The sequence below is a fragment of the Pseudomonas sp. VMV1 genome (assembly GCF_056790235.1).
Genome location: NZ_JBXGSE010000003.1, coordinates 470,915 through 495,376 on the forward strand (window position 1 = coordinate 470,915; position 24,462 = coordinate 495,376).

General features: G+C 66.8%; 24 protein-coding genes. 12 read left to right on the top strand and 12 right to left on the bottom strand.

Translation table 11 applies throughout. From position 1 onward, the window contains the following. Nucleotides 1–85: 85 nt before the first annotated feature. The 3 genes from ACUCV0_RS12240 to prlC form a co-directional block, all read right to left on the bottom strand. The gene (locus ACUCV0_RS12240; RefSeq protein ID WP_482212815.1) at nt 86–550 is read right to left on the bottom strand and encodes an anti-virulence regulator CigR family protein; all 465 of its coding nucleotides are present in this window, start codon (nt 548–550) and stop codon (nt 86–88) included. 369 nt (nt 551–919) lie between these two features. After that, nucleotides 920–1,192: a YheV family putative zinc ribbon protein gene (locus ACUCV0_RS12245; RefSeq protein WP_058762516.1), complete on the bottom strand. Its 273-nt coding sequence runs from the start codon at nt 1,190–1,192 to the stop codon at nt 920–922. Next, a complete protein-coding gene (gene prlC, locus ACUCV0_RS12250; RefSeq protein ID WP_174523118.1) occupies nt 1,189–3,285 on the bottom strand; it encodes an oligopeptidase A in 2,097 nt (698 codons plus the stop codon). The genes ACUCV0_RS12245 and prlC overlap by 4 nt, the downstream gene beginning before the upstream one ends. A gap of 44 nt (nt 3,286–3,329) precedes the next feature. Between prlC and ACUCV0_RS12255 the strand changes: the two genes are divergently transcribed. After that, nucleotides 3,330–3,881: a gamma carbonic anhydrase family protein gene (locus ACUCV0_RS12255; RefSeq protein ID WP_482212816.1), complete on the top strand. Its 552-nt coding sequence runs from the start codon at nt 3,330–3,332 to the stop codon at nt 3,879–3,881. Between the two features lie 186 nt (nt 3,882–4,067). On the opposite strand, the gene ACUCV0_RS12260 is transcribed toward ACUCV0_RS12255, so the two are convergent. Further along, complete coding sequence (locus ACUCV0_RS12260; protein WP_482212817.1) at nt 4,068–4,418, bottom strand: MerR family transcriptional regulator; 351 nt, start codon at nt 4,416–4,418, stop codon at nt 4,068–4,070. A gap of 71 nt (nt 4,419–4,489) precedes the next feature. Here ACUCV0_RS12260 and ACUCV0_RS12265 point away from each other — a divergent pair, with 71 nt between their 5' ends. After that, entirely contained in the window at nt 4,490–4,915 is a 426-nt protein-coding gene (locus ACUCV0_RS12265) for a hypothetical protein (RefSeq protein WP_059313020.1), read from the top strand. Nucleotides 4,916–5,019: 104 nt separating this feature from the next. Here the strand turns inward: ACUCV0_RS12265 and aroE are convergent, their stop codons facing one another. Both aroE and hemF read right to left on the bottom strand, forming a co-directional pair. Continuing rightward, entirely contained in the window at nt 5,020–5,835 is an 816-nt protein-coding gene (gene aroE / locus ACUCV0_RS12270; RefSeq protein ID WP_323149837.1) for a shikimate dehydrogenase, read from the bottom strand. Nucleotides 5,836–5,839: 4 nt separating this feature from the next. Continuing rightward, nucleotides 5,840–6,769, bottom strand: a complete 930-nt coding sequence (gene hemF, locus ACUCV0_RS12275) for an oxygen-dependent coproporphyrinogen oxidase (RefSeq protein ID WP_482212818.1) — start codon at nt 6,767–6,769, stop codon at nt 5,840–5,842. Between the two features lie 116 nt (nt 6,770–6,885). Here hemF and ACUCV0_RS12280 point away from each other — a divergent pair, with 116 nt between their 5' ends. Together ACUCV0_RS12280 and ACUCV0_RS12285 are read left to right on the top strand one after the other, a co-directional pair. Then, nucleotides 6,886–7,863, top strand: coding sequence for an NADPH:quinone reductase (locus ACUCV0_RS12280; RefSeq protein WP_482212819.1), 978 nt, complete (start codon nt 6,886–6,888; stop codon nt 7,861–7,863). Between the two features lie 158 nt (nt 7,864–8,021). Beyond that, nucleotides 8,022–11,405, top strand: a complete 3,384-nt coding sequence (locus ACUCV0_RS12285; RefSeq protein WP_482212820.1) for a PAS domain S-box protein — start codon at nt 8,022–8,024, stop codon at nt 11,403–11,405. Between the two features lie 54 nt (nt 11,406–11,459). Here ACUCV0_RS12285 and tsaC read toward each other — a convergent pair whose 3' ends face one another. From tsaC to ACUCV0_RS12300, 3 genes are all read right to left on the bottom strand, one after another. Then, nucleotides 11,460–12,014: an L-threonylcarbamoyladenylate synthase type 1 TsaC gene (gene tsaC, locus ACUCV0_RS12290; RefSeq protein ID WP_271653484.1), complete on the bottom strand. Its 555-nt coding sequence runs from the start codon at nt 12,012–12,014 to the stop codon at nt 11,460–11,462. Nucleotides 12,015–12,078: 64 nt separating this feature from the next. Then, nucleotides 12,079–13,164 (bottom strand): DNA-processing protein DprA, encoded by a 1,086-nt coding sequence (gene dprA, locus ACUCV0_RS12295; RefSeq protein WP_482212821.1) that lies wholly within the window; start codon nt 13,162–13,164, stop codon nt 12,079–12,081. Nucleotides 13,165–13,215: 51 nt separating this feature from the next. Next, nucleotides 13,216–14,247, bottom strand: coding sequence for a LysM peptidoglycan-binding domain-containing protein (locus ACUCV0_RS12300; RefSeq protein WP_059313013.1), 1,032 nt, complete (start codon nt 14,245–14,247; stop codon nt 13,216–13,218). A 229-nt stretch (nt 14,248–14,476) separates the two neighbouring features. Here ACUCV0_RS12300 and def point away from each other — a divergent pair, with 229 nt between their 5' ends. Genes def through ACUCV0_RS12320 form a run of 4 tightly spaced genes read left to right on the top strand, consistent with a single transcriptional unit; the run spans nt 14,477 to nt 17,613 of the window. Then, nucleotides 14,477–14,983: a peptide deformylase gene (gene def / locus ACUCV0_RS12305; protein WP_059313012.1), complete on the top strand. Its 507-nt coding sequence runs from the start codon at nt 14,477–14,479 to the stop codon at nt 14,981–14,983. A 58-nt stretch (nt 14,984–15,041) separates the two neighbouring features. Further along, nucleotides 15,042–15,986 carry a methionyl-tRNA formyltransferase gene (fmt, locus tag ACUCV0_RS12310; protein WP_482212822.1) on the top strand — a complete coding sequence of 315 codons (945 nt, stop codon included), beginning with the start codon at nt 15,042–15,044 and terminating at the stop codon, nt 15,984–15,986. Continuing rightward, nucleotides 15,983–17,284 (top strand): 16S rRNA (cytosine(967)-C(5))-methyltransferase RsmB, encoded by a 1,302-nt coding sequence (gene rsmB, locus ACUCV0_RS12315; protein WP_482212823.1) that lies wholly within the window; start codon nt 15,983–15,985, stop codon nt 17,282–17,284. Before fmt ends, rsmB begins: the two co-directional genes overlap by 4 nt. An 11-nt stretch (nt 17,285–17,295) precedes the next feature. Then, a complete protein-coding gene (locus ACUCV0_RS12320) occupies nt 17,296–17,613 on the top strand; it encodes a tetratricopeptide repeat protein (protein WP_482212824.1) in 318 nt (105 codons plus the stop codon). Here the strand turns inward: ACUCV0_RS12320 and ACUCV0_RS12325 are convergent. The 3 genes from ACUCV0_RS12325 to ACUCV0_RS12335 all read right to left on the bottom strand — a co-directional run bounded on the left by ACUCV0_RS12325 (nt 17,604) and on the right by ACUCV0_RS12335 (nt 19,631). After that, the gene (locus tag ACUCV0_RS12325; protein WP_482212825.1) at nt 17,604–17,876 is read right to left on the bottom strand and encodes a PilZ domain-containing protein; all 273 of its coding nucleotides are present in this window, start codon (nt 17,874–17,876) and stop codon (nt 17,604–17,606) included. The two genes, ACUCV0_RS12320 and ACUCV0_RS12325, sit on opposite strands and share 10 nt — an antisense overlap. 192 nt (nt 17,877–18,068) lie before the next feature. Next, a complete protein-coding gene (locus ACUCV0_RS12330) occupies nt 18,069–18,956 on the bottom strand; it encodes a lysophospholipid acyltransferase (RefSeq protein WP_482212826.1) in 888 nt (295 codons plus the stop codon). A gap of 90 nt (nt 18,957–19,046) precedes the next feature. Beyond that, entirely contained in the window at nt 19,047–19,631 is a 585-nt protein-coding gene (locus ACUCV0_RS12335) for a DNA-3-methyladenine glycosylase I (RefSeq protein WP_323148282.1), read from the bottom strand. 343 nt (nt 19,632–19,974) lie between these two features. Here ACUCV0_RS12335 and glyQ point away from each other — a divergent pair, with 343 nt between their 5' ends. The 4 genes from glyQ to ACUCV0_RS12355 are packed head-to-tail and all read left to right on the top strand — an operon-like array spanning nt 19,975 to nt 24,292. After that, entirely contained in the window at nt 19,975–20,940 is a 966-nt protein-coding gene (glyQ, locus tag ACUCV0_RS12340) for a glycine--tRNA ligase subunit alpha (RefSeq protein WP_271653478.1), read from the top strand. Beyond that, nucleotides 20,940–22,997, top strand: coding sequence for a glycine--tRNA ligase subunit beta (gene glyS, locus ACUCV0_RS12345; RefSeq protein ID WP_482212827.1), 2,058 nt, complete (start codon nt 20,940–20,942; stop codon nt 22,995–22,997). The genes glyQ and glyS overlap by 1 nt, the downstream gene beginning before the upstream one ends. A gap of 3 nt (nt 22,998–23,000) precedes the next feature. Then, nucleotides 23,001–23,543 carry a D-glycero-beta-D-manno-heptose 1,7-bisphosphate 7-phosphatase gene (gmhB, locus tag ACUCV0_RS12350; protein WP_323148285.1) on the top strand — a complete coding sequence of 181 codons (543 nt, stop codon included), beginning with the start codon at nt 23,001–23,003 and terminating at the stop codon, nt 23,541–23,543. Further along, nucleotides 23,543–24,292 carry a lysophospholipid acyltransferase family protein gene (locus ACUCV0_RS12355; protein WP_059313002.1) on the top strand — a complete coding sequence of 250 codons (750 nt, stop codon included), beginning with the start codon at nt 23,543–23,545 and terminating at the stop codon, nt 24,290–24,292. The genes gmhB and ACUCV0_RS12355 overlap by 1 nt, the downstream gene beginning before the upstream one ends. Nucleotides 24,293–24,462: the final 170 nt, after the last annotated feature.

Genomic DNA, 24,462 nt, shown 5'->3' on the forward strand with positions numbered 1-24,462 from the left:
GCGTGCCAGAGCCTCTGGTGGTCGTTGACCGGGCCAGGCCGCCGCACCTCGTCCGCGACGAAATCTCACCGGCCCGGTGCAGGTCCTAGTCGAGCACACCCTGCAGGATGGCATAGACGATTCCGCTCCCCACGGCGATCAGCACCATGTCGGTCCCCAGGCGCCGCCATTCGTAACCGGGGTAGTCCGGCAACTGCCGCACGATGCCCGGCGGTAGCGGCCGGCCATAACCGGGAGGCAGTGGTCGACCACGTTCCAGTCGCAGACCCGGTGGCAACTCACCGCCACGGCCGATCTGGCCCCGCAACGCCTGGATGCGCTCGCGTGCCGGTCCCAAGTCGGCGGGGCCGCCCGCCACAGGGCCGGCACCTGGCCGACCGCGCCCGTGCTCTTCAAGTCCCGGTCCCTTGCCATGGGGACCGCCTCGGTCCTGCCACTCGGGTCCGTGCGACTCCTGGCCCTTGGGACCACCAGGCCCCGGATCCGGGGGAGCGGCCAGCGCCAGGTTACCGACCAGACAGAGCGCGGCGGCAGAGAGGAGGGTACGCATGGAGGTCTTCCTCATGAGTAACGACAGTGGCCAGCTATCCAGTGGACGTTCGAGCGCCAGATGAGACTCCCGGGTCACTCCCGGACTTTCACCCCTGTGGATAAATCGGGGATAAAATCGGTATAACTCAGGAAGAAATGCCGAAGACCATCGGATGACCAGATAAAAGTTCTTTTCTATCAATGAGTTAAAAAGATGATCGGCTGGCTATCGAATCCAGTTTTTGTGGATAAAGCTTGAGACCCCCCCTGGACTGCCAACTGTTTTGGTACTGCTCGCAGCCACCCTGAGCAGCTCGTTTTACCCAGCTTAAACAAAAAACCGCGCCTGGTTGATCACCACGCGCGGTTTCCTGGGTAGCGCTTTGCCCTAGTCCGGCTTCTTCAGCTTGGGATTGGGAAAGAACTGCACCGCCTGGACCTTGGGGTCTGGCTTCTTGGGCTTGAGCGCACTGATATTGACCCGCGTCGGCAATTCCTTGGGTACCGAATTGCCACGCTCATCGAGGGTATCGCTGTAACCGCAGGAGACGCACTCGCGGTGGGGCGTGCCGTCCTGGGTCCACATCTTCAGGGTGTCCTGCGCCTGGCACGCGGGGCACACGGCCCCCGCGATGAACCTCTTGCGGATCGGCTCGCTCACGCCGCCTCCTCGCTCAGCCCGGAATGGCGGAGCAGGGCGTCGATGCTGGGCTCGCGACCGCGGAAGTCGACGAACAACACCATGGGAGCCTGGGAGCCGCCGCGGGCCAGGATGGCCTCGCGGAAGGCACGTCCGGTCTCCGGGTTGAAGACGCCTTCCTCCTCGAACTTGGCGAAGGCATCGGCGGACAGCACCTCGGCCCACTTGTAGCTGTAGTAACCCGCCGCATAGCCACCGGCGAAGATGTGGGCGAAGCTGTTGGGGAAGCGGTTGTAGGCCGGCGGACGCACCACGGAGATCTCGTCGCGGATGCCTTCCAGCACCTCACGCACGCTGCGGCCGTCGCCATGGCTGGCGTGCAGCTCGAAGTCGAACAGCGAGAATTCCAGCTGGCGCAGCATCATCAGGCCGGACTGGAAGTTCTTCGCCGCCAGCATCTTGTCCAGCAGCTCCTGGGGTAGCGGCTCGCCGGTCTCATAGTGACCGGAGATCAGCGCCAGGCCCTCGGGCTCCCAGCACCAGTTCTCCATGAACTGGCTGGGCAGCTCCACCGCATCCCAGGCCACGCCGTTGATGCCGGAGACGCTGGCATGCTCGACGCGGGTCAACAGGTGGTGCAGGCCATGGCCGAATTCGTGGAAGAGGGTGGTCACCTCGTCATGGGTGAGCAGCGCCGGCTTGCCAGGGCTGGCCGGGGTGAAGTTGCACACCAGGTAGGCCACCGGATCGATCAGGCGGCCCTGGGCATCGCGGCGTTTATCGCGAGCGCCGTCCATCCAGGCACCGCCGCGCTTGTTGGCACGGGCGTAGAGGTCGAAATAGAAGCGGCCGATGGAGTTGCCGTTCTCCTTGATCTCGAACAGACGCACGTCCGGGTGCCACTTCTCGAAGTCGCGCAGCTCGGCGATCTCGATGCCATAGAGCTTCTGCACTGTGGCGAACAGGCCGGAGAGTACCTTGTCCACCGGGAACCAGGCGCGGACCTCTTCCTGGGACAACGAATAGCGCTGCTGGCGCAGCTTCTCGGCGAAGTAACCGGTATCCCAGCTCTGCAGATCCTCTACGCCCTGTTCGGCGGCGAAGGCGCGCAATTCTTCCAGGTCGCGTTGGGCGAAGGGCTTGGAGCGCACCGCCAGGTCGCGCAGGAAACCCAGCACCTGATCGCTGCTTTCGGCCATCTTGGTGGCCAGCGACAGCTCGGCGTAGTTGGCATAGCCCAGCAGGCGCGCCAGTTCCTGGCGCAGGTCCAGCAGTTCCTCCATCACCGGGCCGTTGTCGAACTGGCCGGCATTGGGGCCCTGTTCGGAGGCGCGGGTGGCATAGGCGGCATAGACTTCCTCGCGCAGGGCACGGTCGTCGGCGTAGGTCATTACCGCGTAGTAGCTGGGGAATTCCAGGGTCACCAGCCAGCCGTCCAGCTCCTTGGCCTGGGCAGCAGCCTGCAGCTGCGCCTTGGCCGACTCGGGCAGGCCCGCCAGGGTCGCTTCGTCGGTGACGTGCTTGGTCCAGGCCTGGGTGGCATCGAGCAGCTGGTTGGAGAACTTGCTGCCCAGCTCGGACTTACGTGCCTGGATGGCGGCATAGCGCTGCTGCTCGGCCGGCGGCAGGTCGATGCCGGACAGGCGGAAGTCGCGCAGGGCATGCTCCAGCGTGGTCTTCTGGCCGGCATCGAAGCCCTTGGCTTCTTCGCTTTCGGCGAGGCGGCTGTAGGCCTGGAAGAGGTCCTTGTTCTGGCCGATCTCGGTGGAATAGGCCGACAGCTTGGGCAGGCAGGCCTCGTAGGCGGCGCGCAGTTCGGCGCTGTTGCACACGGCGTTGAGGTGGCCGATGGGGCTCCAGGCCTGGCCCAGACGATCGTTCAGCTCGTCCATTGCCAGCACCAGGCCGGACCAGGTGGGCTGCTCCTTCTGGGTCTCCAGCAGCTTGACCAGGGCGGCGCGATTCTCGGCCAGGATGGTGTCGATGGCCGGCTCGACATGCTCGGGCTTGATGGCGGAAAAGGGCGGCAGGTCGTAGGACTGAAGCAGCGGATTGCTGGCGCTCACGGCGTTCCCCTCGGGGCGATGGCTTTGACAGTTATATATGGAGCCCATCCTAATAGGTCTCAAGACCCTTCCGACGAGAAAAGGTATCTATCGTGACCATAAGGACCTTCCAGGGTAAGACTCCGCAATTGGACGAAGGCGCCTTCGTCGATGCCACCGCGGTGGTGATCGGCGACGTGAGCCTTGGTGCAGACAGCTCGGTGTGGCCGCTGACGGTGATCCGCGGCGACATGCACCGCATTCGGATCGGCGCTCGCACCAGCATTCAGGACGGCAGCGTCCTGCACATCACCCACGCCGGCCCCTTCAATCCGGACGGCTATCCCTTGCTGATCGGCACCGACGTCACCGTCGGCCACCAGGTGACCCTCCACGGCTGCACGATTGGCGACCGGGTACTGGTGGGCATGGGCAGCATCATCATGGACGGCGCCGTGGTGGAGGACGAGGTGGTGATCGGCGCCGGCAGCCTGGTCCCGCCAGGCAAGCGGCTGGAAGGCGGCCACCTCTACGTTGGCCGCCCGGTCAAGCAGATCCGCCCGCTGGAAGAGAAGGAACGCGCCTTCTTCACCTACAGCGCTGGCAACTACGTGAAGCTCAAGGACCAGCATCTGGCCGAGGGGTATGCGGAGGAGGGGGCCTAGCAGGCCTGGTCCTGTTGGGCTTCGGCGATGGAGCCGCCTTAATCCAACCTCAACTGATCGCGGCCATGGCGGTCCGTCGATGCGGCCGTTCCTACAGGTTCCAACGCAATTGTAGGAGCGGCCCACGGCCGCGATGGTCGCTCACGGCCGTAGGTTGGGTTGAGCGCAGCGAAGCCCAACGCTCAGCTACGTCCGCAGCGGACAGGCTTCACCCAAGCGCGAATACAGCACCCCACGCAACGCCTGCAATTCATCGATGCGCGCCTCGATGACCCTGAGCTTGTCGCGCAGCAGTTCTTGCAGAAAGGCGTCGGGGTCAGCGGCGCGCTCGACGGCGTCCAGATTCGCGGCGATCTCCTGCAGGCTGAAGCCCAACCGCTGGGCGGTGCGGATATAGCCCAGCCATTCCACGGCTTCGGGCGGATAGTCGCGGTAGCCATTGGCCTGGCGCCTGGCCTTGAGCAGTCCCTGGCGCTCGTAGAATCTCAGGGTATCGCGGGTCAGGCCGGTCGCCTGGGCGAGGGTGCCGATACGCATCCGTTCTCCTTGACCCTGGACCTAGCTCCAGGGTCGACACTGGATTTCCTCTCGTTCAAGGAAGTCCGTCCATGTGGAAGCTTGCGCCCTATCTGCGGCTGGTCCGTGCCAGCGCCCTCTATGATCTGCTGGTCACCGCGCCTTTTGCCACCCCCTGGAGTCTCGCCTGGCTGCTGCGGCAGCTCGATGCCCTGGGGCAGTGGCTGGGATTCGCCCCCCTGGCGACCTTCAGCCCGGAAGCCCTGCTGCTAGGCAACCTGCTCGGCTCCGTGGTGTGCGTCTGGGCGGCGCTGCGGCTGGCCAGCCCCTCGGTGACGCTGGGGCGCTACGACGCCGTGGCCAGGGGCCTGTTTGCCCTCTGGCAGGCCTGGGCACTGTACCAGGGTGCCAGTCCCCTGTTGGCAATGTTCCTGGTGATCGAAATCGGCTTCGGCATCGCCCAGGCGTGGCCGGTGTCTCTGGCCTCGCGCAGGCGCCAGCCCCAGCTGGCGGGCTGACCGCGGCCCGTTGGGCTTCGGCGATGGAGCCGCCTCAACCCAACCTACAATGGAGTTCCCGTAGGTTGGCGCTGAGCGCAGCGAAGCCCAACAGCATCCCGGAACTAACCCAGTTGTCGCCTCAGCTCCGCCAGCACCGGCGCACCGTCGGGGCGCACGCCGCGCCAGAGTTCGAAGGCCTCGGCGGCCTGTTCCACCAGCATGCCCAGGCCATCCAGGGTGTGGAAGGCGCCTTCATCCTGCGCCCAACGATTGAAGGCGGTCAGGTCCTTGCCGTACATCATGTCGTAGGTCACCGTCTGGGGGCCAATCACCGCTTCCGAGATCGGTGGGCGACCGCCGCCGAGGCTGGCGGAGGTGCCGTTGATGATGACGTCGAAGGGCTCGCGCAGGGTGGAAAAGGCGGCCACTTCGATGGCCCCCAGCTCGGCGAATTCCCGCGCCAGCTGCACCGCCTTGAGCTCGGTGCGATTGGCCAGCACCAGTTGCCCGGGATTGCAGGCCAGCAGCGGCTCCAGTACGCCGCGTACCGCGCCTCCGGCACCCAGCACCAGGATGCGCTGCCCAGCCAGCTGCAGACCGGCGTTGACCGTGAGATCCCGCACCAGGCCAGCGCCGTCGGTGTTATCGCCCAGCAGGCGACCGTCAGGCTGACGCTTGAGGGTGTTGACCGCCCCGGCGCGCCGGGCGCGCGGAGTGAGGTCGTCGCACAGCTGGTAGGCCTCTTCCTTGAAGGGCACCGTGACATTGGCGCCCAGGCCACTCTGGAAGAAGCTGCGTGCGCTTTCGGCGAAGCCGTCCAGCGGCGCCAGCAGCGTGCCGTAGTGCAGGCGCTCGCCGGTCTGGTCGGCGAACAGGCTGTGGATCAGCGGCGACTTGCTGTGGGCGATGGGGTTGCCGAAGACGGCGTAGCGATCCATGGGTCTATCCTGCGGGCGTCGGGGCGAGCGCGAGCCAGTCGCGGTCGGTGAGAAAGAAGTCGGTCAGGCGCGCCTCGGGCGAGCCGGGCACGGGTTTCCAGTCATAGCCCCAGCGCACCTCGGGCGGCAGTGACATGAGGATGGACTCGGTACGGCCGCCAGACTGCAGGCCGAACAGGGTGCCGCGGTCGTAGACCAGGTTGAATTCCACGTAGCGCCCACGGCGATAGGCCTGGAATTCACGCTCGGCCTTGCGGTACGGCTGGTCACGGCGGCGCTGGACGATGGGCAGGTAGGCGTCGACAAAGGCATCGCCGATGGCGCGCTGGAAAGCGAAGCAGGTCTCGAAATCCCAGTCGTTCAGGTCATCGAAGAACAGGCCACCAATGCCGCGTGGTTCGCCGCGGTGCTTGAGGTGGAAATAGCGGTCGCACCAGGCCTTGTAGCGCGGATAGACGTCGGGGCCAAAGGGCGCGCAGGCATCAAAGCAGACCTGGTGCCAATGCACGCAGTCGGCCTCGTTGCCGTAGTAGGGGGTGAGGTCGAGACCGCCACCGAACCACCAGACCGGCGCCTCGCCGGGCTTTTCCGCCAGAAAGAAGCGCACATTGGCATGGGCGGTGGGGATATGCGGATTGCGCGGGTGCATGACCAGGGACACGCCCATGGCCTCGAAGCTGCGTCCGGCCAGTTCCGGCCGATGGGCGCTGGCGGAGGGCGGCAGGCTGTCGCCGTGCACGTGGGAGAAGTTCACGCCGCCCTTTTCCAGCAGGGCGCCCTCGGCGATCACCCGGGTGCGGCCACCGCCACCGGTCGGCCGGGTCCAGGCGTCCTCGGCAAACCGGGCGGTACCGTCCTCGGCTTCCAGTGCGGCGCAGATACGCTCCTGCAGATCGAGCAGATAGGCCTTGACGGCCTCCAGGGAGGGATTCATCGCAAGGATTTCCACAACAGGCGGGGAGGGCAGAGCATAACACCCGTATCCGACCGGTTGACGTGGCCCGCGGTTGCGGCTTGGATGAAGGCTCACGTCCATAAGGAACCGACAGCATGGTCCAGCGCATCCAGTTCAGCCGCACCGGTGGTCCCGAAGTACTCGAACTCGTGGATTTCGAACCCGCCGCTCCCGGCCCCGACGAGGTACGGGTGCGTAACCACGCCATCGGCCTCAACTTCATCGAGACCTACTACCGTAGCGGTCTCTATCCGCCGCCATCGCTGCCCTCGGGCCTGGGCACCGAGGGTGCCGGGGTGGTGGAGGCGGTGGGCAGCGCGGTCACCCGCTTCAAGGCCGGCGACCGCGTCGCCTACGCCACCGGTCCGCTGGGCGCCTATGCCGAAGTCCATGTGCTGCCCGAGCGGCACCTGGTGCACCTGCCGGAAGCGGTGTCCTTCGAGCAGGGCGCCGCGGTCATGCTCAAGGGGCTGACCGTGCAGTACCTCCTGCGCCAGACCTATCCGCTGCAGGCCGGTGACACCGTGCTGTTCCATGCCGCGGCGGGTGGTGTCGGCTCCCTGGCCTGCCAATGGGCCAAGGCCCTGGGCGTGCGGCTGATCGGCACCGCCGGTTCGCAGGAAAAGCTGGAGAAGGCCAAGGCCCTGGGGGCCTGGGCGGTGATCGACTATCGCCAGGAAGACGTCCCGGCGCGGGTCCGTGAATTGACCGACGGGGCCAAGGTGCCGGTGGTCTACGATGGCGTCGGCAAGGACACCTGGGAGATGTCGCTGGACTGCCTGGCGCCGCGCGGCCTGATGGTCAGCTTCGGCAATGCCTCCGGTGCGGTCACCGGGGTCAACCTGGGGATCCTCTCGCAGAAGGGTTCGCTCTATGTGACCCGTCCGACCCTCGCCACCTACGCCGCCTCGCCCGAGACCTTGCAGGACATGGCCGACCAGCTGTTCGAGCTGATCACCGACGGCCGCATCCAGGTGGACATCGGCCGGCGCTATCCACTGGCCGAGGTACAGGAGGCGCACCGCGCCCTGTCGGGCCGGGAGACCAGCGGCTCGACCATCCTGTTGCCCTGAGACGAGACGCCCACGCGCCTGGCTGGGTAAATCGTGACGGCCATTAAGTTTCCCGCAGCCGGCCGGCACGACAGGGGTAAACGCCGGTCTATCTCGGACAGTCGAGCCAGTACGGACTCGGCGTCCTTTTCAGAATCGGCCGGATCGCTGCCCCTGTCATGCCTATCTCCAGCCCACTCGCCAGCCTGCTCGACACCGCCACGGACACGGCCCTGATCACCCTGACCGCCGAAGGGCGGATCGGGCAGTGGTGCCCGGTCGTCGCCCGGCTGCTGGGCTGGAGCGCGCAGGACAAGGTCGGCGAGTCCATCGTCGGCCTGCTGCTGCCGGAGCCGCCCGCCGATCAGTGGCTGGACGCACTCGAACGCTGCCAGACCCAGGGTCTGCGCCACCGCGACGGTCACCTGGTGCGACTTGACCTGCACCTGATGCCCCTGCGCCGGGCGGATGTCGCGGTAGGCTGGCTGCTGCACGTCTGGCAGGCGCCGGCGACGCGTACCCGCTTCGCCGCCCGACGCAGCGCCGAGCGGGATCTAGCGCAGCGCCTGCAGGCGCTTGGCGAGTGGTCGCGACGACTCAGCGGCACGGCGGATCTCGCCGCCTTGCGGCTGTGCGCCACCCAGGCCCTGCGTGACCTCGCCAATGATCCCCAGGCGCGGATGCTGTCCGTGGCCGAGGCGGGCAGTCCGCTACCGGGGCAGCTGCTCGTTCCCTTCGGTCCTGCCGCCCAGCCCTTGGGCTACCTGCAGCTGGGCAATACCGTCGATGCGGACACGCGCCTGTTGCTGGACCAGTTGGCCCTGCTGCTCGGCGCCCTGCTGGCGCGCCAGCAGATCCAGGATCAGGCCCGGCACCTGGAACGGCGGCTATCGCTGGAACAGGGGTTGCTGGCCAGCGTGCTGCAACAGGCGCCCCTGGGCATCTCCATCACCGAAGCCGGCAGCGAAGAAGCGGTGATGCTCAATGATCGCGTCGATATCCTCCTGGGCAAACGCCCGGCCGGGGAGACGCTGGACGAACGCTATGGCGCCATCGGTGCCCTGCATGCCAATGGCCAACCCTACGCAGTGGACGACTATCCCACCGTGCGGGTCTTGCGCAGCGGCCAGGCGGTGGCACCCGAGTTGATGCGCTATCGGCGACCCGACGGCAGCATCCGGCTGCTAGAGGTCTCCAGTGCGCCGGTCCGCTCGGCCAGCGGAGAGGTGATCGCCTCGGTCACCCTGTTCGACGACGTCCAGCAGCGGGTCGACGCAGAGAACGCCCTGCGCGAGCACAGCGCACGCCTGGCCAGCCTGATCAACCAGGCGGCGGTCGGCATCTGCCAGACCGACGCCCGCGGTCGCATCCTGCTCGCCAATCGTCGCTATTGCGAGCTGCTCGATCGCAACGAGGTCGGGGTGCTGGAACAGACCCTGCAGGCCCAGACCCACCCCGAGGACCGGGCTCTCTTGGAGCGCAGTCTCGAAACGCTGCGTGAACGCGGCGACAGCTTCAAGCTGGATCAGCGCTTCCTGCGCCCGGACGGTTCGGTGGTCTGGGTCAGCCTGCATGGCTCGCCGCTGCAGTCGGAAGTGGGCCAGGAACTCTCGGTGAGCCTGGTGGTGGTGGACCTGACCCAGCGCAAGCAGGCCGAAGCCGCGCTGCACCTGTCCAACCAGCGCTTTCGCAACGCCGTCGAGGCGGTACAAGGGGTGGTCTGGACCAGCAACGCCCAGGGTCATCTGCTTGGCGAACAGCTCGCCTGGAGCACCCTGACTGGACAGAGTTATGCCCAGTATCAGCAGGAAGGCTGGGCCGATGCCCTGCATCCCGAGGATGCGCCCCGCACCCTACGCCGCTGGCGCCTGGCCGTGCAGCAGCAGGTGGACTTCCATGACGAACACCGGTTGCGCTGCCGCGACGGCCAGTGGCGCACCTTCAGCGTGCGCGCCCTGCCCGTGCGAGAGAACGGTGTGGTCTGCGAATGGGTCGGCGTCCATACCGACGTCAGCGAGATCCGCATGGCCGAACATCGGCTGCGGCGGCTGGCCGAACTGCTCGAACAGCGCGTCCACGAGCGCACCGTCGAACGCGACCGCATGTGGCGGGTGGCCGACGACCTGCTCGGAGTGATCCAGGGCCAGCGCTGGCTGAGTCGCAATCCAGCGTGGAGCCGCACCCTCGGCTGGGACGACGAGGAACTGCGCCATCAGCCGCCCGCGTCTCTGGAGCACCCCGACGATCCACCGGTATTCCCACGCCTGGCCGCCCTGCGCCAGGGCGAGGTGCTGAGCGATCTGCCTGGACGGCTGCGCACCCGCGAGGGTAACTGGCGCTACATGATGTGGAAGGCCACCGCCGATCACGATGGACGCATCTATGTCTTCGGCCGCGACATCACCGTCGAGCACGACGCTGCCCTGGCGCTGCAGAACGCCGAAGCGGCGCTGCGCCAGGCGCAGAAGATGGAGGCCATCGGTCATCTCACCGGCGGCATCGCCCATGATTTCAACAATCTGCTCACCGGCATCAGCGGCTCGCTGGAATTGCTGCGCCGCCGCCTGGACCAGGGCCGCCACGACAATCTGCAGCGCTATCTGGATACCGCCGAGCAGTCCGCTACCCGTGCCGCGGCCCTGACCCATCGACTGCTGGCCTTCGCCCGCCGGCAGACCCTGGACCCGCGATCGGTGGCGGTGAACGACCTGATCCTGTCCCTGGAAGAACTCTTCCAGCGCACCCTGGGCGAGCGCATCACCCTGCGCACCAGTCTCGCGCCGCAGCTGCCGTCGGCCCGCACCGACACCAACCAGCTGGAAAACGCCCTGCTGAACTTGGTGATCAACGCCCGCGATGCCATGCCCGAGGGGGGTCGTCTGACCCTGGAAACCGCCCTCGATCACCTCACCGACCTCGCCGCCGAGCACGATCTGCCGCCAGGCGACTACGTGCGCCTGACCATCGCCGATACCGGCAGCGGCATGCCCGCCGAGGTGGTGGATCGCGCCTTCGACCCCTTTTTCACCACCAAGCCCATCGGCCAGGGCACCGGTCTGGGCCTGTCGATGCTCTATGGCTTCATCAAGCAGTCGGGCGGCCATGTCACCCTGGACAGTGCGCCCGGCAACGGTACCCGCGTCAGCCTCTGGCTGCCCTGCGCTCCTTCCGAGACCCAGGCGCAGCATCAGGTGCCCCAGGCGGCTGTCGCCCAGAGCCGCGGTGAACGTCTGCTGCTGGTGGAAGACGATGTCTCGGTGCGGCTGCTGTTGCGCGAGATGCTCACCGAACTGGGCTATCGCGTGCGTACCGCGGCAAGCGCCTCGGCGGCGCTCACCTTGGTGGACGGCGACCTGCCCTGCGACCTGCTGATCACCGATCTCGGCCTGCCGGATCTCGACGGCGCCGACCTGGCGGATCGCCTGCGCGAACGCTGGCCGGGATTGCCGGTGCTGTTCGTCAGCGGCCACGCCGAGCGCTCGACGCCGAATGGCGAGCCGTCGTTGGCCAAGCCGTTCCAGATCGAAGCCCTGGCCCGGCAGCTGCGCCAGTTGCTGGACTGACGTTCAGCTGTGCGAAAGGTGCCTGCGCGAGGTCGGTGACGGTGCGTACGGAACCTAGGGCCGAAAGACCTTGCCGGTGACCAGATCGCGAATCACGCTGGGATTCCTGCGCCCACCCAGCTCGCCCATGAGGATGCCATCCAGCATGCCTGGAAAGTACTGCTGAACCCTCAGCCGCGAGCGCGCCGCCGGGCGTCCAGCGGGGTTGGCCGAGGTGGAGATCAGCGGACCGGTGAGAGCGCAGAGTTCGCCCACCAGCGGATGTTCGGAGACCCGCAGCGCCACGGTGGCGTGGGCGCCGGTCACCCAGCCGGGCAGGCGGTTGTGGTGGGGCACCAGCCAGGTGTTGGGCCCTGGCCAGGTACTGGCCAGCTTGGCCAGGGACTCTTCCGGCAGGTCGTGGAGCAGGAAGTCGAACTGGCGGATGGTGTCGGCGACCAGGATCAGGCCCTTTTCCAGGGGGCGCCGCTTGAGCATCAGCAGGCGATAGACCGCGGCCTGATCCCAGGGATCGCAGCCCAGGCCCCAGACGGCCTCGGTGGGATAGGCCAGCACGCCCCCCTCGCGCACGATTCGCGCCGCCTGCCGCACTCGCCAGCTGTTGTGCATCGCCTTGCCTCCGCCAAATCCCTGAAGTCTACCCGAGCGCGGCGCCGATGCCAGTCATCCGGCTCTAGCCGAGGCGACTCCAGCTGCCCTGTTGTGCGGCCACCCGGCCTTCCAGCTCCAGGTCGGTCAGGCGCACCAGCACCTCCGGCAGCGACTGCCCACTGAGGCGCGCCAGTTCCTCGCTGTTGAGCGGTCCTGCTGCCAGATGCCGCAACAGCGGGTCGTCCTCGACCACCACGGCTGCGGCCACGGGTGCCAGGCGACGCCAGCCCTGCAGGGCTTCGAGGATGTGCTCCACACTTTCCACCAGTTGCGCGCCCTCGCGGATCAGCTGATGGCAGCCTCGGGCGCCCGGATGGTGGATGGAGCCGGGCAGGGCGAAGACCTCGCGACCTTGCTCGGCGGCCAGCCGGGCGGTGATCAGGGAGCCACTGGACGGACTGGCTTCCACCACCAGGGTGCCCAGGCTCAGGCCGCTGATGATCCTGTTGCGCCGGGGGAAGTTAGCCGCCTGGGGGGTGCAGTCCAGCGGCAACTCGGAGACCAGCGCGCCCCCTTCCGCCAGCAGGCGCTGGGCCAGACCCAGGTGCCGCCGAGGATAGAGCTGCAGCAGACCGGTACCTAGCACCGCAACCGTGGCACCACCGCCATCCAGAGCCCCCTGGTGCGCGGCGCCATCGATACCCAGGGCCAGGCCACTGGTGATGCAGAATCCGGCCGTGGCCAGGCTCTGGGCGAAGCGCCGGGCGTTGTCCAGGCCCTGGGCACTGGCCTGGCGGCTGCCGACCAGGGCCAGTTGCGGCTGCTCGAGCAACTCGACGCGACCTTCGACGAACAGCAGCGGCGGTGGATCGACGATCTCGGCGAGCAGCGCCGGATAGCGGTCGTCGCCCAGGCAGAGCAGATGGCGATCGGGCCCGTCCAGCCAGGCCAGGGCTCGGGCGACCCGCTCACGGGTCGCGGCGCTGCGGCGGGCCTCCGCAGCCACCGCCGGCAGGCGTAGCGACCGCCAGGCCGACGCGGGCGCGCTAAGGGCGGCGGCGGCGCTGCCGAAGGCATCCAGCAGCAGCCGCTGGCGCACGGCACCGAGTTCCGGCAGGGCATGCAGGCGGAGCCGAGCGTCCTGCTCGGCGGGGGAGAGGGTGGCCATGGAAGTCTTCCTTGAGTGTGGCCGGTCGCCATCCTGGCGACCTGAGAGAGGTTAGGGGTTGCGCACCTTGTCCATCAGCTCCAGCTGGCGGGTAGCGGTCAGGATCAGGCCGTAGCTGATCTTGTCATAGGCGCGAAAGACCATCAGCAGACCGGCACGCTCGTCGGGGATCTTCACCAGTTCGCCGGTGATGCGATCACGTACCGTCTCGCCGGTCTTGTACACGGCCAGGACGTTACCCTCGATCAGGCCATCGCGGGTGCCTTTGTTGAGGGTCACCACATCGAACTGGCCGACCTGGGTGACGCCGCGGGGCACGTCGAGGATCAGGCCGCTGACGTCGCGGGCCGGGGCGCTGGGCATGAAGGTGGAATTCACCAGCCGTTCCTCGGTGGGGAACAGCCGGTCGCCCAGGCGGACCTCCTGGGTGGTGCGGGTCAGCTTCAAGGTGGCGATATCGCCTTCCTGGGTGACCAGGTCGGCGCTGCCGATGAAGTCGCCGTTGATGCCGAGAAAGGCGCCGGTCTTGGGATCGACATAGGTCTTGCCCTGGCGGTAGATGCCATAGGCGGACACCCCTGGCTGCAACTTGCCGCGCACATAGATGCGATCACCGGCACCGCTCACCACGCGTTCGGCGTTGCCGGCCACCACATAGGGCGCCGACTGGAACTGTTCGGCCGAGTCGATGGCGCGATTCTGCAGCAGGAAGCTGTTCACCGCTTCCAGCGGAATGGCCGGGATGGCTTCGGCGATGGGCGTGCTGCGCACCGTGGGTGACAGCTTGACCGTGCCACGCGAGGCGCCACGGTTGAGCTGCAGGCGCGGCTGGCCGTCGACATAGCTCAGCACCAGGGTATCGCCGGGATAGATGAGGTGGGGATTCTTGATCTGCGGATTGGCCTGCCAGATCTCTGGCCATTCCCAGGGCTTGCTGAGGAATCTGGCGGAGATGTCCCAGAGGGTATCGCCACGGACCACGGTATAGCTTTCCGGGTGGTCCTGACGCAGGGTGACCGCCGCGTACGCCGACTGCAGGGCGCCCCCTGCGACCAGCAGCAGGGCGAACAAAGATTTCCTCATGCGTCGAATCCCTTTACACTTGGCTTTGAAGAACCGTCTTCACGCAAACGTCGGGGAATCGCCCCAGTCGTGCCCTGAGTGCCACCTCTGTCGGCACCGGGCAGCGCAGGCGCTCATCCCCGTCGACCGACGTCATCCACCTTCCGGGACCTGCCCGAAGCGGGTGGATACAACGCTGCGGCATCTTAGCAGCGCCCCTTGACTGTATTCCACAAGTGCCCTCAACGCCATGGCGATCCTAGACATCCTCGAATTTCCCGATCCCCGCCTGCGCACCGTCGCCAAGCCCATCGACGTGGTCGACGACGCTCTGCGCCAGACCATCGACGACATGTTCGAGACCATGTACGAAGCGCCCGGCATCGGTCTGGCCGCCACCCAGGTCAACGTCCATCGCCGCCTGGTGGTGATCGACGTCAGCGAAGACAAGAGCGAACCGCTGGTCTTCATCAATCCGGAAGCCGAGCCGCTCACCCAGGAACTGGGCGAGTACCAGGAAGGCTGCCTGTCGATCCCCGGGTTCTACGAAAAGGTCTGCCGTCCCGAGCGCGTCCGGGTGACTGCCCTGGACCGCGACGGCAAGTCCTTCGAGCTGGAGTGCGACGGCCTGCTGGCGGTATGCATCCAGCACGAGATCGATCACCTCGATGGCAAGCTGTTCGTCGACTATCTGTCGCCGCTCAAGCGTGATCGCATCAAGAAGAAGCTCGAAAAGCAGCAGCGCCACAAGGCCTGATCGCCCTGGCGGACGGCGTCTCTGGCGTCCGCCGCTCGCCCTTTCCGCCAGGTCCGCCATGTCCAGATCCCTTCGCCTCGTCTTCGCCGGAACCCCGGAATTCGCCGCCGTGCACCTGCAGGCGCTGATCGCTGCCGGTTACCCCATCGCTGCCGTCTACACCCAGCCGGATCGCCCCGCCGGGCGAGGCCAGAAGCTGGCCATGAGTCCGGTCAAGCAGCTGGCACTGGCCCACGGCATTCCCGTGCAGCAGCCGCCGACCCTGCGTGATCCCGCGGCCCAGGCCACCCTGGCGGCCCTGGAACCCGACCTGCTGGTGGTGGTGGCCTACGGCCTGATTCTGCCTCAGGTGGTGCTGGACATCCCCCGCCTGGGTTGCATCAACAGCCATGCCTCGCTGCTGCCGCGCTGGCGCGGCGCGGCGCCCATCCAGCGTGCGCTGGAGGCAGGTGATGCCGAGTCCGGCGTCACCGTGATGCGCATGGAAGCCGGTCTGGATACCGGCCCCATGCTGAGCAAGGTGACCACGCCGCTGACCGCCACGGACACCGGTGGCAGCCTGCACGATCGCCTGGCCGCCCTAGGCGCCGCCGCCGTGGTCCAGGCCCTGCCGGGGCTGGCCGACGGCAGTCTGCAGGGCGAGGTACAGGACGACAACCTGGCCACCTACGCCCACAAGCTCAACAAGGACGAGGCCCGGTTGGACTGGGGTCGTCCGGCGGTGGAACTGGAGCGCCGTATCCGCGCCTTCGATCCCTGGCCGCTGTGCCACACCGCCCTGGCTGGTGAACCCCTCAAGGTCTGGGCCGCCGAACTGGCCGAAGGGCAGGGCGTTCCGGGCATGGTGCTCGACGCCGATCGCGCAGGCCTGCTGGTTGCCTGTGGCGAAGGCGCCCTGCGTCTGACCCGCCTGCAACTGCCTGGCGGCAAACCGCTGGGCTTCGCCGATCTCTACAACGCCCGCCGCGAGCGCTTCGCCCCCGGTCAGGTGCTGGGTCTATGAATCCGCGGCTGGCGGCCACCCGTGCCCTGGCCGCGGTCCTGGCCGGACGTGCCTCCCTGGGCAGCAGCCTGCCCGAGCAACTGGCCAAGGTCGATCCACGTGACCGCGCCCTGGCCCAGGACCTGGCCTTTGGTACTGCGCGCTGGCAGCCGCGGCTGTCGCTGCTGGCGGAAAAGCTCCTGCAAAAGCCCTTCAAGGCCGGCGACCGCGATCTCGAAGCCCTGCTGCTGATCGGTCTCTACCAGCTGTTCCACACCCGCATCCCGGCCCATGCCGCCATTGGCGAGACGGTGGGCTGTGTCGACAAGCTGAAGAAGTCCTCGGCCAAGGGGCTGCTCAACGCCGTGCTGCGCCGCGCCCAGCGCGAATACGAGAGCCTGCTGCCGGCCCTGGAGCATGACCCCGCCGCGCGCCTGGCCCATCCACGCTGGCTGCAGAAGACGCTCAAGGCGCGCTGGCCGGAGCAGTGGGAAGCCATCGCCTCCGCGAACAATCTGCACCCGCCGCTGATCCTCAGGGTCAATCGCCGCCAGGGCAGTCGCGATGCCTATCTGGCCGACCTGGCCGCCGCCGGTATCGAGGCGGTGCCCTGCACCTTCAGCGTCGACGGCATCCGCCTGCTGCAACCCCAGGACGTCACCGCCCTGCCGGGTTTTGCCGCGGGTCGGCTCAGCGTGCAGGACGAGGCCGCCCAGCTGGCGGCGGACCTGCTGGAACTGGCGCCCGGCCAGCGAGTGCTGGACGCCTGCGCTGCGCCCGGTGGCAAGACCTGTCACCTGCTGGAGCGCGAACCCGCCCTGGCCGAGGTGGTGGCGCTGGATGCCGATGCCGGTCGCCTGGAGCGCGTCGAGCAGAATCTGGCGCGCCTGGGCCTCACGGCCCGTACCCTGGCCGCCGATGGCCGCGCCGTGGCCGACTGGTGGGACGGCACGTCCTTCCAGCGCATCCTGCTGGACGCTCCCTGCAGCGCCACCGGGGTGATCCGCCGTCATCCGGACATCAAGCTGACCCGCCAGGCCAGCGACATCGCGCCCCTGGTGCAGCTGCAGGGTGAATTGCTGGACGCGCTCTGGCCGACGCTGGAGGTAGGCGGCATCCTGGTCTACGCCACCTGCTCGGTGTTGCCGGAAGAAAACAGCGACAACCTCGCCGCCTTTCTCGCCCGCACCCCGGGCGCCCGCGAGCTGGATATCCCCGCTCCCTGGGGCCTTGCCCAGCCCCATGGCCGCCAGCTCCTGCCGCAGCCCGACGGCCACGACGGCTTCTATTACTGCAAGCTGATCAAGATCGCCAAGTAGGAGACCTCGCCATGCTCGAATCCCTGGAGAAAATGCTCGCTCGCGGCCAGGACAATGCCCTGCTCAGGTTCGGTCTGGGCAAGGGCTATCTGGATGCGGGCGAGCCTGCGCGGGCGCTCGAGCACCTGGCGCACTGCGTCGAGTTCGATCCGGCGTATTCGGCGGCCTGGAAGATGCTGGGCAAGGCCCACGAGAGTAGCGGCGACCTGGCAAGCGCCGAAGCCGCCTGGACGCAAGGCCTGCAGGCGGCGCAGGCCAAGGGCGACAAGCAGGCGGAAAAGGAGATGACGGTGTTTCTCAAGCGCCTGGCGCGCCGCGCTCAGTCCTGATCGCGCAGGAATCTGAGTCCTGCGCCGTCGCCGTCGGTGCGCATGATTTCCATGGTCACCTTGGGTGCTTCCATGGGCAGGTCGAGCACCTGACCCACTACCCGAGTACCTCGCGGCAGCCGCGTCAGTTCGGGATGCACCACGTAGACGCCGCCATCGGACAGATCGCGGGTCTCGCCGACGATCTCGCCATCCGGATAGGCGATCCACAGCCGGCACTTGAGGGGGGTACGGGTATGCTGGCGCTGATCCCGCGAATTCATCGCCTGACTCCCTGACTTGGCGCTTCCTTGAGGTCCGGGCAGCTTCCGGCAAAGCCCCGCGCCTGTCAGCCGCGCGCCGACCGAACGGTCCTGGCGAAGCGCCGAGCGAACGGTCCTGGCGAAGCGCCGAGCGATAGGTCATAAGACGACCGCACGCCCTTCAGGGCCCAGACATGACCCGGGCCAGGGGACTCAGTACCACTTCTCTTCGCCGTCCGGGCGATTCTTGAATCTCTTCATGCTCCACATGTACTGGGTCGGATAGCGACGCACGTAACCGGCCAGCACCTCGCTCATGGCGGCCACCGAGACCTCCGGATCCGGGTCGTACATGGCCTGGGGGGCGGCTTCCAGGATCACCTTGTAGCCGCTGCCATCTTCCAGGCGCATGGCATGGAAGAACACCCCACGGGCCTTGCCGCGCGCCAGCAGCGAAGGGACGAACTTGCTGGTCAGGGCGGTGGTGCCGAGGAAAGGCACGAAGAGCCCGGCGCTGCGACTCGGCTCGGGATCGGCGGGAATGCCGACGGCGCCACCGCGTCGGACTTCCTTGATCACGCTGATGATGCCTTCCGGAGTGGAAGGCGCCACCCGGTTACCCAGCTGGACCCGCTGGCGCTTGAGCAGGTCATCCACCGCCTTCAGCTTGGGCGGCCGGTAGAAGATGATCGGCTTGGCATGGGAGCAATAGAAGTGGTTGAGCAATTCCCAGTTGCCCAGGTGGCTGGTGATACCCACCACGCCATCGCCGGAGGCCAGAGCCTCCTGCAGGACGTCCATGCCTTCCACCTCGCGCACCAGGCGCAGAGAGCGCTGGGGCGACCAGATCCAGGCGCAGGCGCTTTCGGTCAGGGTCTTGCCGATGCCGCGCAGGCACTCGCGCGACAGCCGTTCCAGGCCGGCGGCATCGAGTTCGGGAAAACAGTGGGCGAGGTTGATGCGGGTAACCTTGCTGGCGCGGGTCGGCAGCTTCCACATGCACCAGCCGATGAATCCACCCAGGCGCTGGACCAGTGGCCAGGGCAGCAGGGCGAAAAGGCGCAGGAAGGCGATCATCAGCGCGCCTTTGAATCTTTCCAAAAGAGGGACTCCTGTCTGAATGCGCCGACAGTTTAGCGTCTACAGGTCCCGGAAACGTTAAGAAAGCGTAAGGTTCGCGCCAACTGGCAGCTATACATTCGACTTTTCTTGCAGTTCTGCCGACGGACGAGCCAACTCGGCATGGCGGTCGCAATCGAGGGTGTGGTCCATCACCAACCCCATGGCCTGCATGAAGGCGTAGCAGATGGTCGGGCCGACAAAGGTGAAACCGGCTTTCTTGAGCGCCTTGCTCATGACCTCGGCTTCCGGAGTGATCGCCGGCACCTCGTCGCGGTCGCGAAAATGGTTGATGCGCGGCGCGCCACCGACAAAGGACCACAGCCAATCGGCCGGGTCTTCGAGCCTGAGCCAGGCCTGAGCATTCTGACGGGCGGCGCGCAGCTTGGCGCCATTGCGGATGATGCCCGGGTCCTGCATCAGCTCCGCGAGCTCCGCATCGGTCAACTGCGCCAGCCGCCGAGGATCGAAGCCGTGCAGCACCTGGCGATAGCGCTCGCGCTTCTTCAGCACGGTGATCCACGACAGACCCGCCTGGAAGCCTTCCAGCAGCAGGAATTCGAAGAGCACCGCCGGATCGCGCTGGGGTACGCCCCATTCGTGGTCGTGATACTCGATGTACAGCGGATCGGCGGTGCACCAGAAGCAACGCGGCATGGCGAAGACTCGGTCGAGGAGGAAAGGCCTCACCTTAGCGCAATTGCCCGCCAGCGGAGGCGAATCACAACGGCTTCTGAAATGGGTGGTATGGCGAATGCTCAGAACGCACGTTTCTACCAGGCCGCAGGCGCTGCTACCTTAGGAGCAGCTACCTTTATCGCGGCCATGGGCCGCTCCTACAGGCCAACCCGTACCTGTAGGAGCGGCCCATGGCCGCGATAAAGCGCGCAGGCAGCCATCCTTGCCAAATACCACCGGGCAGCCCTACGAGCCCATGCGGTCACCCCCGGCTTTCAGCTATACTCTCCGGCTTTTCGTCGCAGCCGAACGGGTATTTTTCGTGAGCCAGTCCAAGCCCACCGCGCGCACCTTCCAAGACTTGATCCTGGCCTTGCAGCAATACTGGGCCGAGCAGGGCTGCGTGGTACTCCAGCCTTATGACATGGAAGTTGGCGCCGGTACCTTCCACACCGCCACCTTCCTGCGCGCCATCGGTCCCGAGACCTGGAACGCCGCCTATGTGCAGCCCAGCCGCCGCCCCACCGACGGCCGCTATGGCGAGAACCCCAACCGCCTGCAGCACTACTACCAGTTCCAGGTGGTCCTGAAGCCCAATCCGGACAACTTCCAGGAGCTCTACCTGGGTTCCCTGGCCGCCATCGGCCTGGATCCTCTGGTGCACGACGTGCGTTTCGTCGAGGACAACTGGGAATCGCCCACCCTGGGCGCCTGGGGTCTGGGCTGGGAAGTCTGGCTCAACGGCATGGAAGTCACCCAGTTCACCTACTTCCAGCAGGCCGGCGGTATCGAGTGCTATCCGGTGACCGGCGAGATCACCTATGGCCTGGAACGCCTGGCCATGTACCTGCAGGGCGTGGACTCGGTCTACGACCTGATCTGGGCCGACGGTCCCTTCGGCACCGTGACCTATGGCGACGTCTTCCACCAGAACGAGGTGGAGCAGAGCACCTACAACTTCGAGCACGCCAATGTGCCCAAGCTGTTCGAGCTGTTCGACTTCTATGAGTCCGAGGCCAATCGCCTGATCGCCCTGGACCTGCCGCTGCCCACCTACGAGATGGTGCTCAAGGCCTCCCACACCTTCAACCTGCTGGACGCCCGCCGCGCCATCTCGGTGACCGAACGCCAGCGCTACATCCTGCGCGTGCGCACCCTGGCCCGCAGCGTCGCCCAGGGCTACTTCAAGGCCCGCGCCCGGCTAGGCTTCCCGCTGGCCACCCCGGCGCTGCGTGACGAGGTCCTGGGTCGCGACGATGTCCAAGCGCTGCTCAAGGAGGGCGAATGATGAGCGATACCCTGGATTTCCTGGTCGAACTGGGTACCGAAGAACTGCCCCCCAAGGCGCTCAAGACCCTTGGCGACAGCTTTCTCGCCGGCATCGAGAAGGGCCTCAAGCAGGCCGGTCTCGGCTACGCCAGCGCCCGCGCCTATGCCGCGCCGCGCCGTCTGGCGGTACTGGTCGAAGCCCTGCAGACCCAGCAGCCCGAGCGGAGTGTCAACCTGGATGGCCCGCCGGTCCAGGCCGCCTTTGGCGCCGATGGCCAGCCCACCCAGGCGGCCCTGGGTTTCGCCCGCAAGTGTGGCGTCGACATCAGCGCCATCGATCGCAGCGGCCCCAAGCTGAGATTTTCCCAGAGCATTCCTGGCCAGCCAGCCGCCTCCCTGCTGCCTGGTATCGTCGAAGCCTCCCTCGCCGAGCTGCCGATTCCCAAGCGCATGCGCTGGGCCGCCCGCCGCGAGGAGTTCGTCCGTCCGACCCAGTGGCTGGTGATGCTGCTGGGCGATGAGGTCATCGACTGCGAGATCCTCACCCGCCGTGCCGGTCGTGAGTCCCGTGGCCATCGTTTCCACCATCCCGATGCCGTGCGTATCAGCGCCCCGGCCCACTATGCCGCCGATCTGCGTGCCGCCCATGTGCTGGCCGACTTCGCCGAGCGACGTCAGCTCATCGAGTCCCGCGTGGCCGAACTGGCTGCGGCGGAGCAGGGCAGTGCCGTGGTGCCGCCCGCGCTGCTGGACGAGGTGACCGCCCTGGTGGAATGGCCGGTACCCCTGGTCTGTGCCTTCGAGGAACGCTTCCTCGAGGTGCCCCAGGAAGCGCTCATCACCACCATGCAGGACAACCAGAAGTACTTCTGCCTGCTGGACGCCCAGGGCAAGCTCTTGCCACGTTTTATCACCGTGGCCAACCTGGAAAGCAAGGATCCCGCGCAGATCATCAGCGGCAACGAGAAGGTGGTGCGCCCCCGTCTCACCGATGCCGAGTTCTTCTTCAAGCAGGACCAGAAGCAGCCGCTGGAAAGCTTCAACGAGCGCCTCAAGAACGTGGTCTTCCAGGCCCAGCTCGGCACGGTCTACGACAAGGCCCAGCGCGTCGCCGCCCTGGCCGCCTTTATCGCCGAACGCATCGGCGGTGATGCCGAGCGTGCCCACCGCGCCGGCGTGCTTGCCAAGTGCGACCTGGCCACCGAGATGGTCGGCGAATTCCCCGAGATGCAGGGCATCGCTGGCTACTACTACGCCAAGAAAGGCGGCGAGGCCGAAGACGTGGCCCTGGCGCTCAACGAGCAGTACATGCCGCGCGGCGCCGGCGCCGAACTGCCGCAGACCCTGACCGGCGCGGCGGTGGCCCTGGCCGACAAGCTCGATACCCTGGTCGGCATCTTCGGCATCGGCATGCTGCCCACCGGCAGCAAGGACCCCTTCGCCCTGCGCCGTCAGGCCCTGGGCGTGCTGCGCATCCTCATCGAGAAGGGACTGGAGCTGGATCTGCCAGCCGCCGTCGCCTTCGCCATCGCCGGCTACGGCGAGCGAGTCAAGGCGGCCGGCCTGCAAGAGCAGGTACTGGACTTCGTCTTCGACCGGCTGCGCGCCCGCTACGAGGACGAAGGCATCGACACCGCCGCCTACCTGGCCGTGCGCGCCCTGCGTCCGGCCTCGGCACTGGATTTCGACCAGCGCGTCCAGGCCGTGCAGGCCTTCCGTCGCCTGCCCGAAGCCGAAGCCCTGGCGGCCGCCAACAAGCGTGTCTCCAACCTGCTCGGTAAATTCGAAGGTCAGGTTGCCGCCCAGGCCGATGCCGCCTTGTTCGAGACTGACGCCGAGCGCACCCTGGCCGCCGCCATCGCCGCTGCCGAGCGGGATGCCGCGCCCCTGGCCGAAGCCCGTCGCTATGGCGAAGCCCTCGAGCGTCTGGCCAGCCTGCGTGCTCCGGTGGATGCCTTCTTCGACGAAGTCCTGGTCAACGCCGAAGACGAGCGCGTCCGCGCCAATCGCTATGCGCTGCTCGCGCATCTGCGCGGCCTGTTCCTCGGCATCGCCGACATCTCGGTGCTGGGCTAGGGCATGAAGTTGATCGTGCTGGACCGCGATGGCGTCATCAATGTCGACTCCGATGACTACGTGCGTAGCGCCGAGCAGTGGCAACCGCTGCCCGGCAGCCTCGCCGCGATCGCCCGCCTGAACCGGGCCGGCTGGCAGGTGGCCGTGGCCACCAACCAGTCAGGTCTGGCCCGGGGCTATTTCACGGAAGATGACCTGGCGGCCATGCACGAGAAGCTGCAACGCCTGCTGGCGGAGGAGGGCGGCCGGGTCGATCTGATCCTGCACTGCCCCCATGGCCCGGAAACAGGCTGTGACTGCCGCAAGCCGCTACCCGGCCTGTTCCGCGCCATCGCCACCCATTACGGGCGCCCTGATCTTGCAGAAGTCCCCGTGGTCGGCGACAGCCTGCGCGACCTGGAAGCCGGCGTGGCCCTTGGCTGTACGCCCTACCTGGTGCGTACCGGCAAGGGCGAGCGCACCCTGGCCAAGCCCTTGCCATCCGGTACCCAGGTCTTCGCCGACCTGGCTGCGGTGGTTGATCACCTGCTTGAGGAAACGCGCTGATGCGGCTCTTGCGTACCCTGTTGTTCTACGTGCTGCTGGGGACCAGCGGCATCCTCTGGTCCTGCGTCAGCCTGCTGATCGCGCCCTTCCTGGCCTATCGCGCCCGCTATCGGCTGGTGGTCAAGGCCTGGACCGGCTTTGCCGTCTGGCTGGCCAAGGTCATCTGCGGCATTCGTTACGAAATCGAAGGGCTGGAAAACGTCCCGGCGCAGCCCTGCGTGATCGTGGCCAATCACCAGAGCACCTGGGAAACCTTCTTCCTGTCCGCCCAGTTCGAACCCACCTCCCAGGTGATCAAGCGCGAACTGCTGCGGATTCCCTTCTTTGGCTGGGCTTTCTCGCTGCTCAAGCCCATCGCCATCGACCGCGACAACGGCAAGCTGGCCCTGCAGCAGCTGACCGAGCAGGGCGGCCGCTACCTGGCCCAGGGCTGCTGGGTGCTGATCTTCCCCCAGGGCACCCGCATCGATCCTGGCAAGATGGGCAAGTTCTCCCGCGGCGGTGCCGCCCTGGCCTGCAGCCTGAACGTCCCCATCCTGCCCATCGCCCACAACGCCGGTGCCTACTGGCCAAATCGTTCGTGGATCAAGTCGCCGGGGACCATCAAGGTCAGCATCGGCCCGCTGCTCTATCCACAGGGTCAGGATCCCCGCGCCATCGTCGATCTGAATGCTCGCAGCTTCGCCTTCATCGAGCAGGCGCTTGCGCCCGCCTCTGACGCCAGCCCAACCGAGCGCCGCGTCGCCTGACCGCATAATCGCCTGATCGCCAGGCCGCAATGGCCTGGCTGTTTTCACCGGTTTTCCTCACTTTACCCACACACTTATCCACAGGCGGACTAGGCATTTCTGCGTGCCCGAATTTCGGCCTGCTACCTCGGATCAGCGCTCATCCACAAGTACCGACAAGCTTATTCCCA

Bases quoted from the DNA above. Each gene is read 5' to 3' on its own strand.
- ACUCV0_RS12240 (WP_482212815.1), bottom strand. From the start codon at position 550: ATGCGTACCCTCCTCTCTGCCGCCGCGCTCTGTCTGGTCGGTAACCTG.
- prlC (WP_174523118.1), bottom strand. From the start codon at position 3,285: ATGGGCTCCATATATAACTGTCAAAGCCATCGCCCCGAGGGGAACGCC.
- ACUCV0_RS12260 (WP_482212817.1), bottom strand. From the start codon at position 4,418: ATGCGTATCGGCACCCTCGCCCAGGCGACCGGCCTGACCCGCGATACC.
- ACUCV0_RS12265 (WP_059313020.1), top strand. From the start codon at position 4,490: ATGTGGAAGCTTGCGCCCTATCTGCGGCTGGTCCGTGCCAGCGCCCTC.
- aroE (WP_323149837.1), bottom strand. From the start codon at position 5,835: ATGGATCGCTACGCCGTCTTCGGCAACCCCATCGCCCACAGCAAGTCG.
- hemF (WP_482212818.1), bottom strand. From the start codon at position 6,769: ATGAATCCCTCCCTGGAGGCCGTCAAGGCCTATCTGCTCGATCTGCAG.
- ACUCV0_RS12280 (WP_482212819.1), top strand. From the start codon at position 6,886: ATGGTCCAGCGCATCCAGTTCAGCCGCACCGGTGGTCCCGAAGTACTC.
- ACUCV0_RS12285 (WP_482212820.1), top strand. From the start codon at position 8,022: ATGCCTATCTCCAGCCCACTCGCCAGCCTGCTCGACACCGCCACGGAC.
- tsaC (WP_271653484.1), bottom strand. From the start codon at position 12,014: ATGCACAACAGCTGGCGAGTGCGGCAGGCGGCGCGAATCGTGCGCGAG.
- dprA (WP_482212821.1), bottom strand. From the start codon at position 13,164: ATGGCCACCCTCTCCCCCGCCGAGCAGGACGCTCGGCTCCGCCTGCAT.
- ACUCV0_RS12300 (WP_059313013.1), bottom strand. From the start codon at position 14,247: ATGAGGAAATCTTTGTTCGCCCTGCTGCTGGTCGCAGGGGGCGCCCTG.
- def (WP_059313012.1), top strand. From the start codon at position 14,477: ATGGCGATCCTAGACATCCTCGAATTTCCCGATCCCCGCCTGCGCACC.
- fmt (WP_482212822.1), top strand. From the start codon at position 15,042: ATGTCCAGATCCCTTCGCCTCGTCTTCGCCGGAACCCCGGAATTCGCC.
- rsmB (WP_482212823.1), top strand. From the start codon at position 15,983: ATGAATCCGCGGCTGGCGGCCACCCGTGCCCTGGCCGCGGTCCTGGCC.
- ACUCV0_RS12320 (WP_482212824.1), top strand. From the start codon at position 17,296: ATGCTCGAATCCCTGGAGAAAATGCTCGCTCGCGGCCAGGACAATGCC.
- ACUCV0_RS12325 (WP_482212825.1), bottom strand. From the start codon at position 17,876: ATGAATTCGCGGGATCAGCGCCAGCATACCCGTACCCCCCTCAAGTGC.
- ACUCV0_RS12335 (WP_323148282.1), bottom strand. From the start codon at position 19,631: ATGCCGCGTTGCTTCTGGTGCACCGCCGATCCGCTGTACATCGAGTAT.
- glyS (WP_482212827.1), top strand. From the start codon at position 20,940: ATGAGCGATACCCTGGATTTCCTGGTCGAACTGGGTACCGAAGAACTG.
- gmhB (WP_323148285.1), top strand. From the start codon at position 23,001: ATGAAGTTGATCGTGCTGGACCGCGATGGCGTCATCAATGTCGACTCC.
- ACUCV0_RS12355 (WP_059313002.1), top strand. From the start codon at position 23,543: ATGCGGCTCTTGCGTACCCTGTTGTTCTACGTGCTGCTGGGGACCAGC.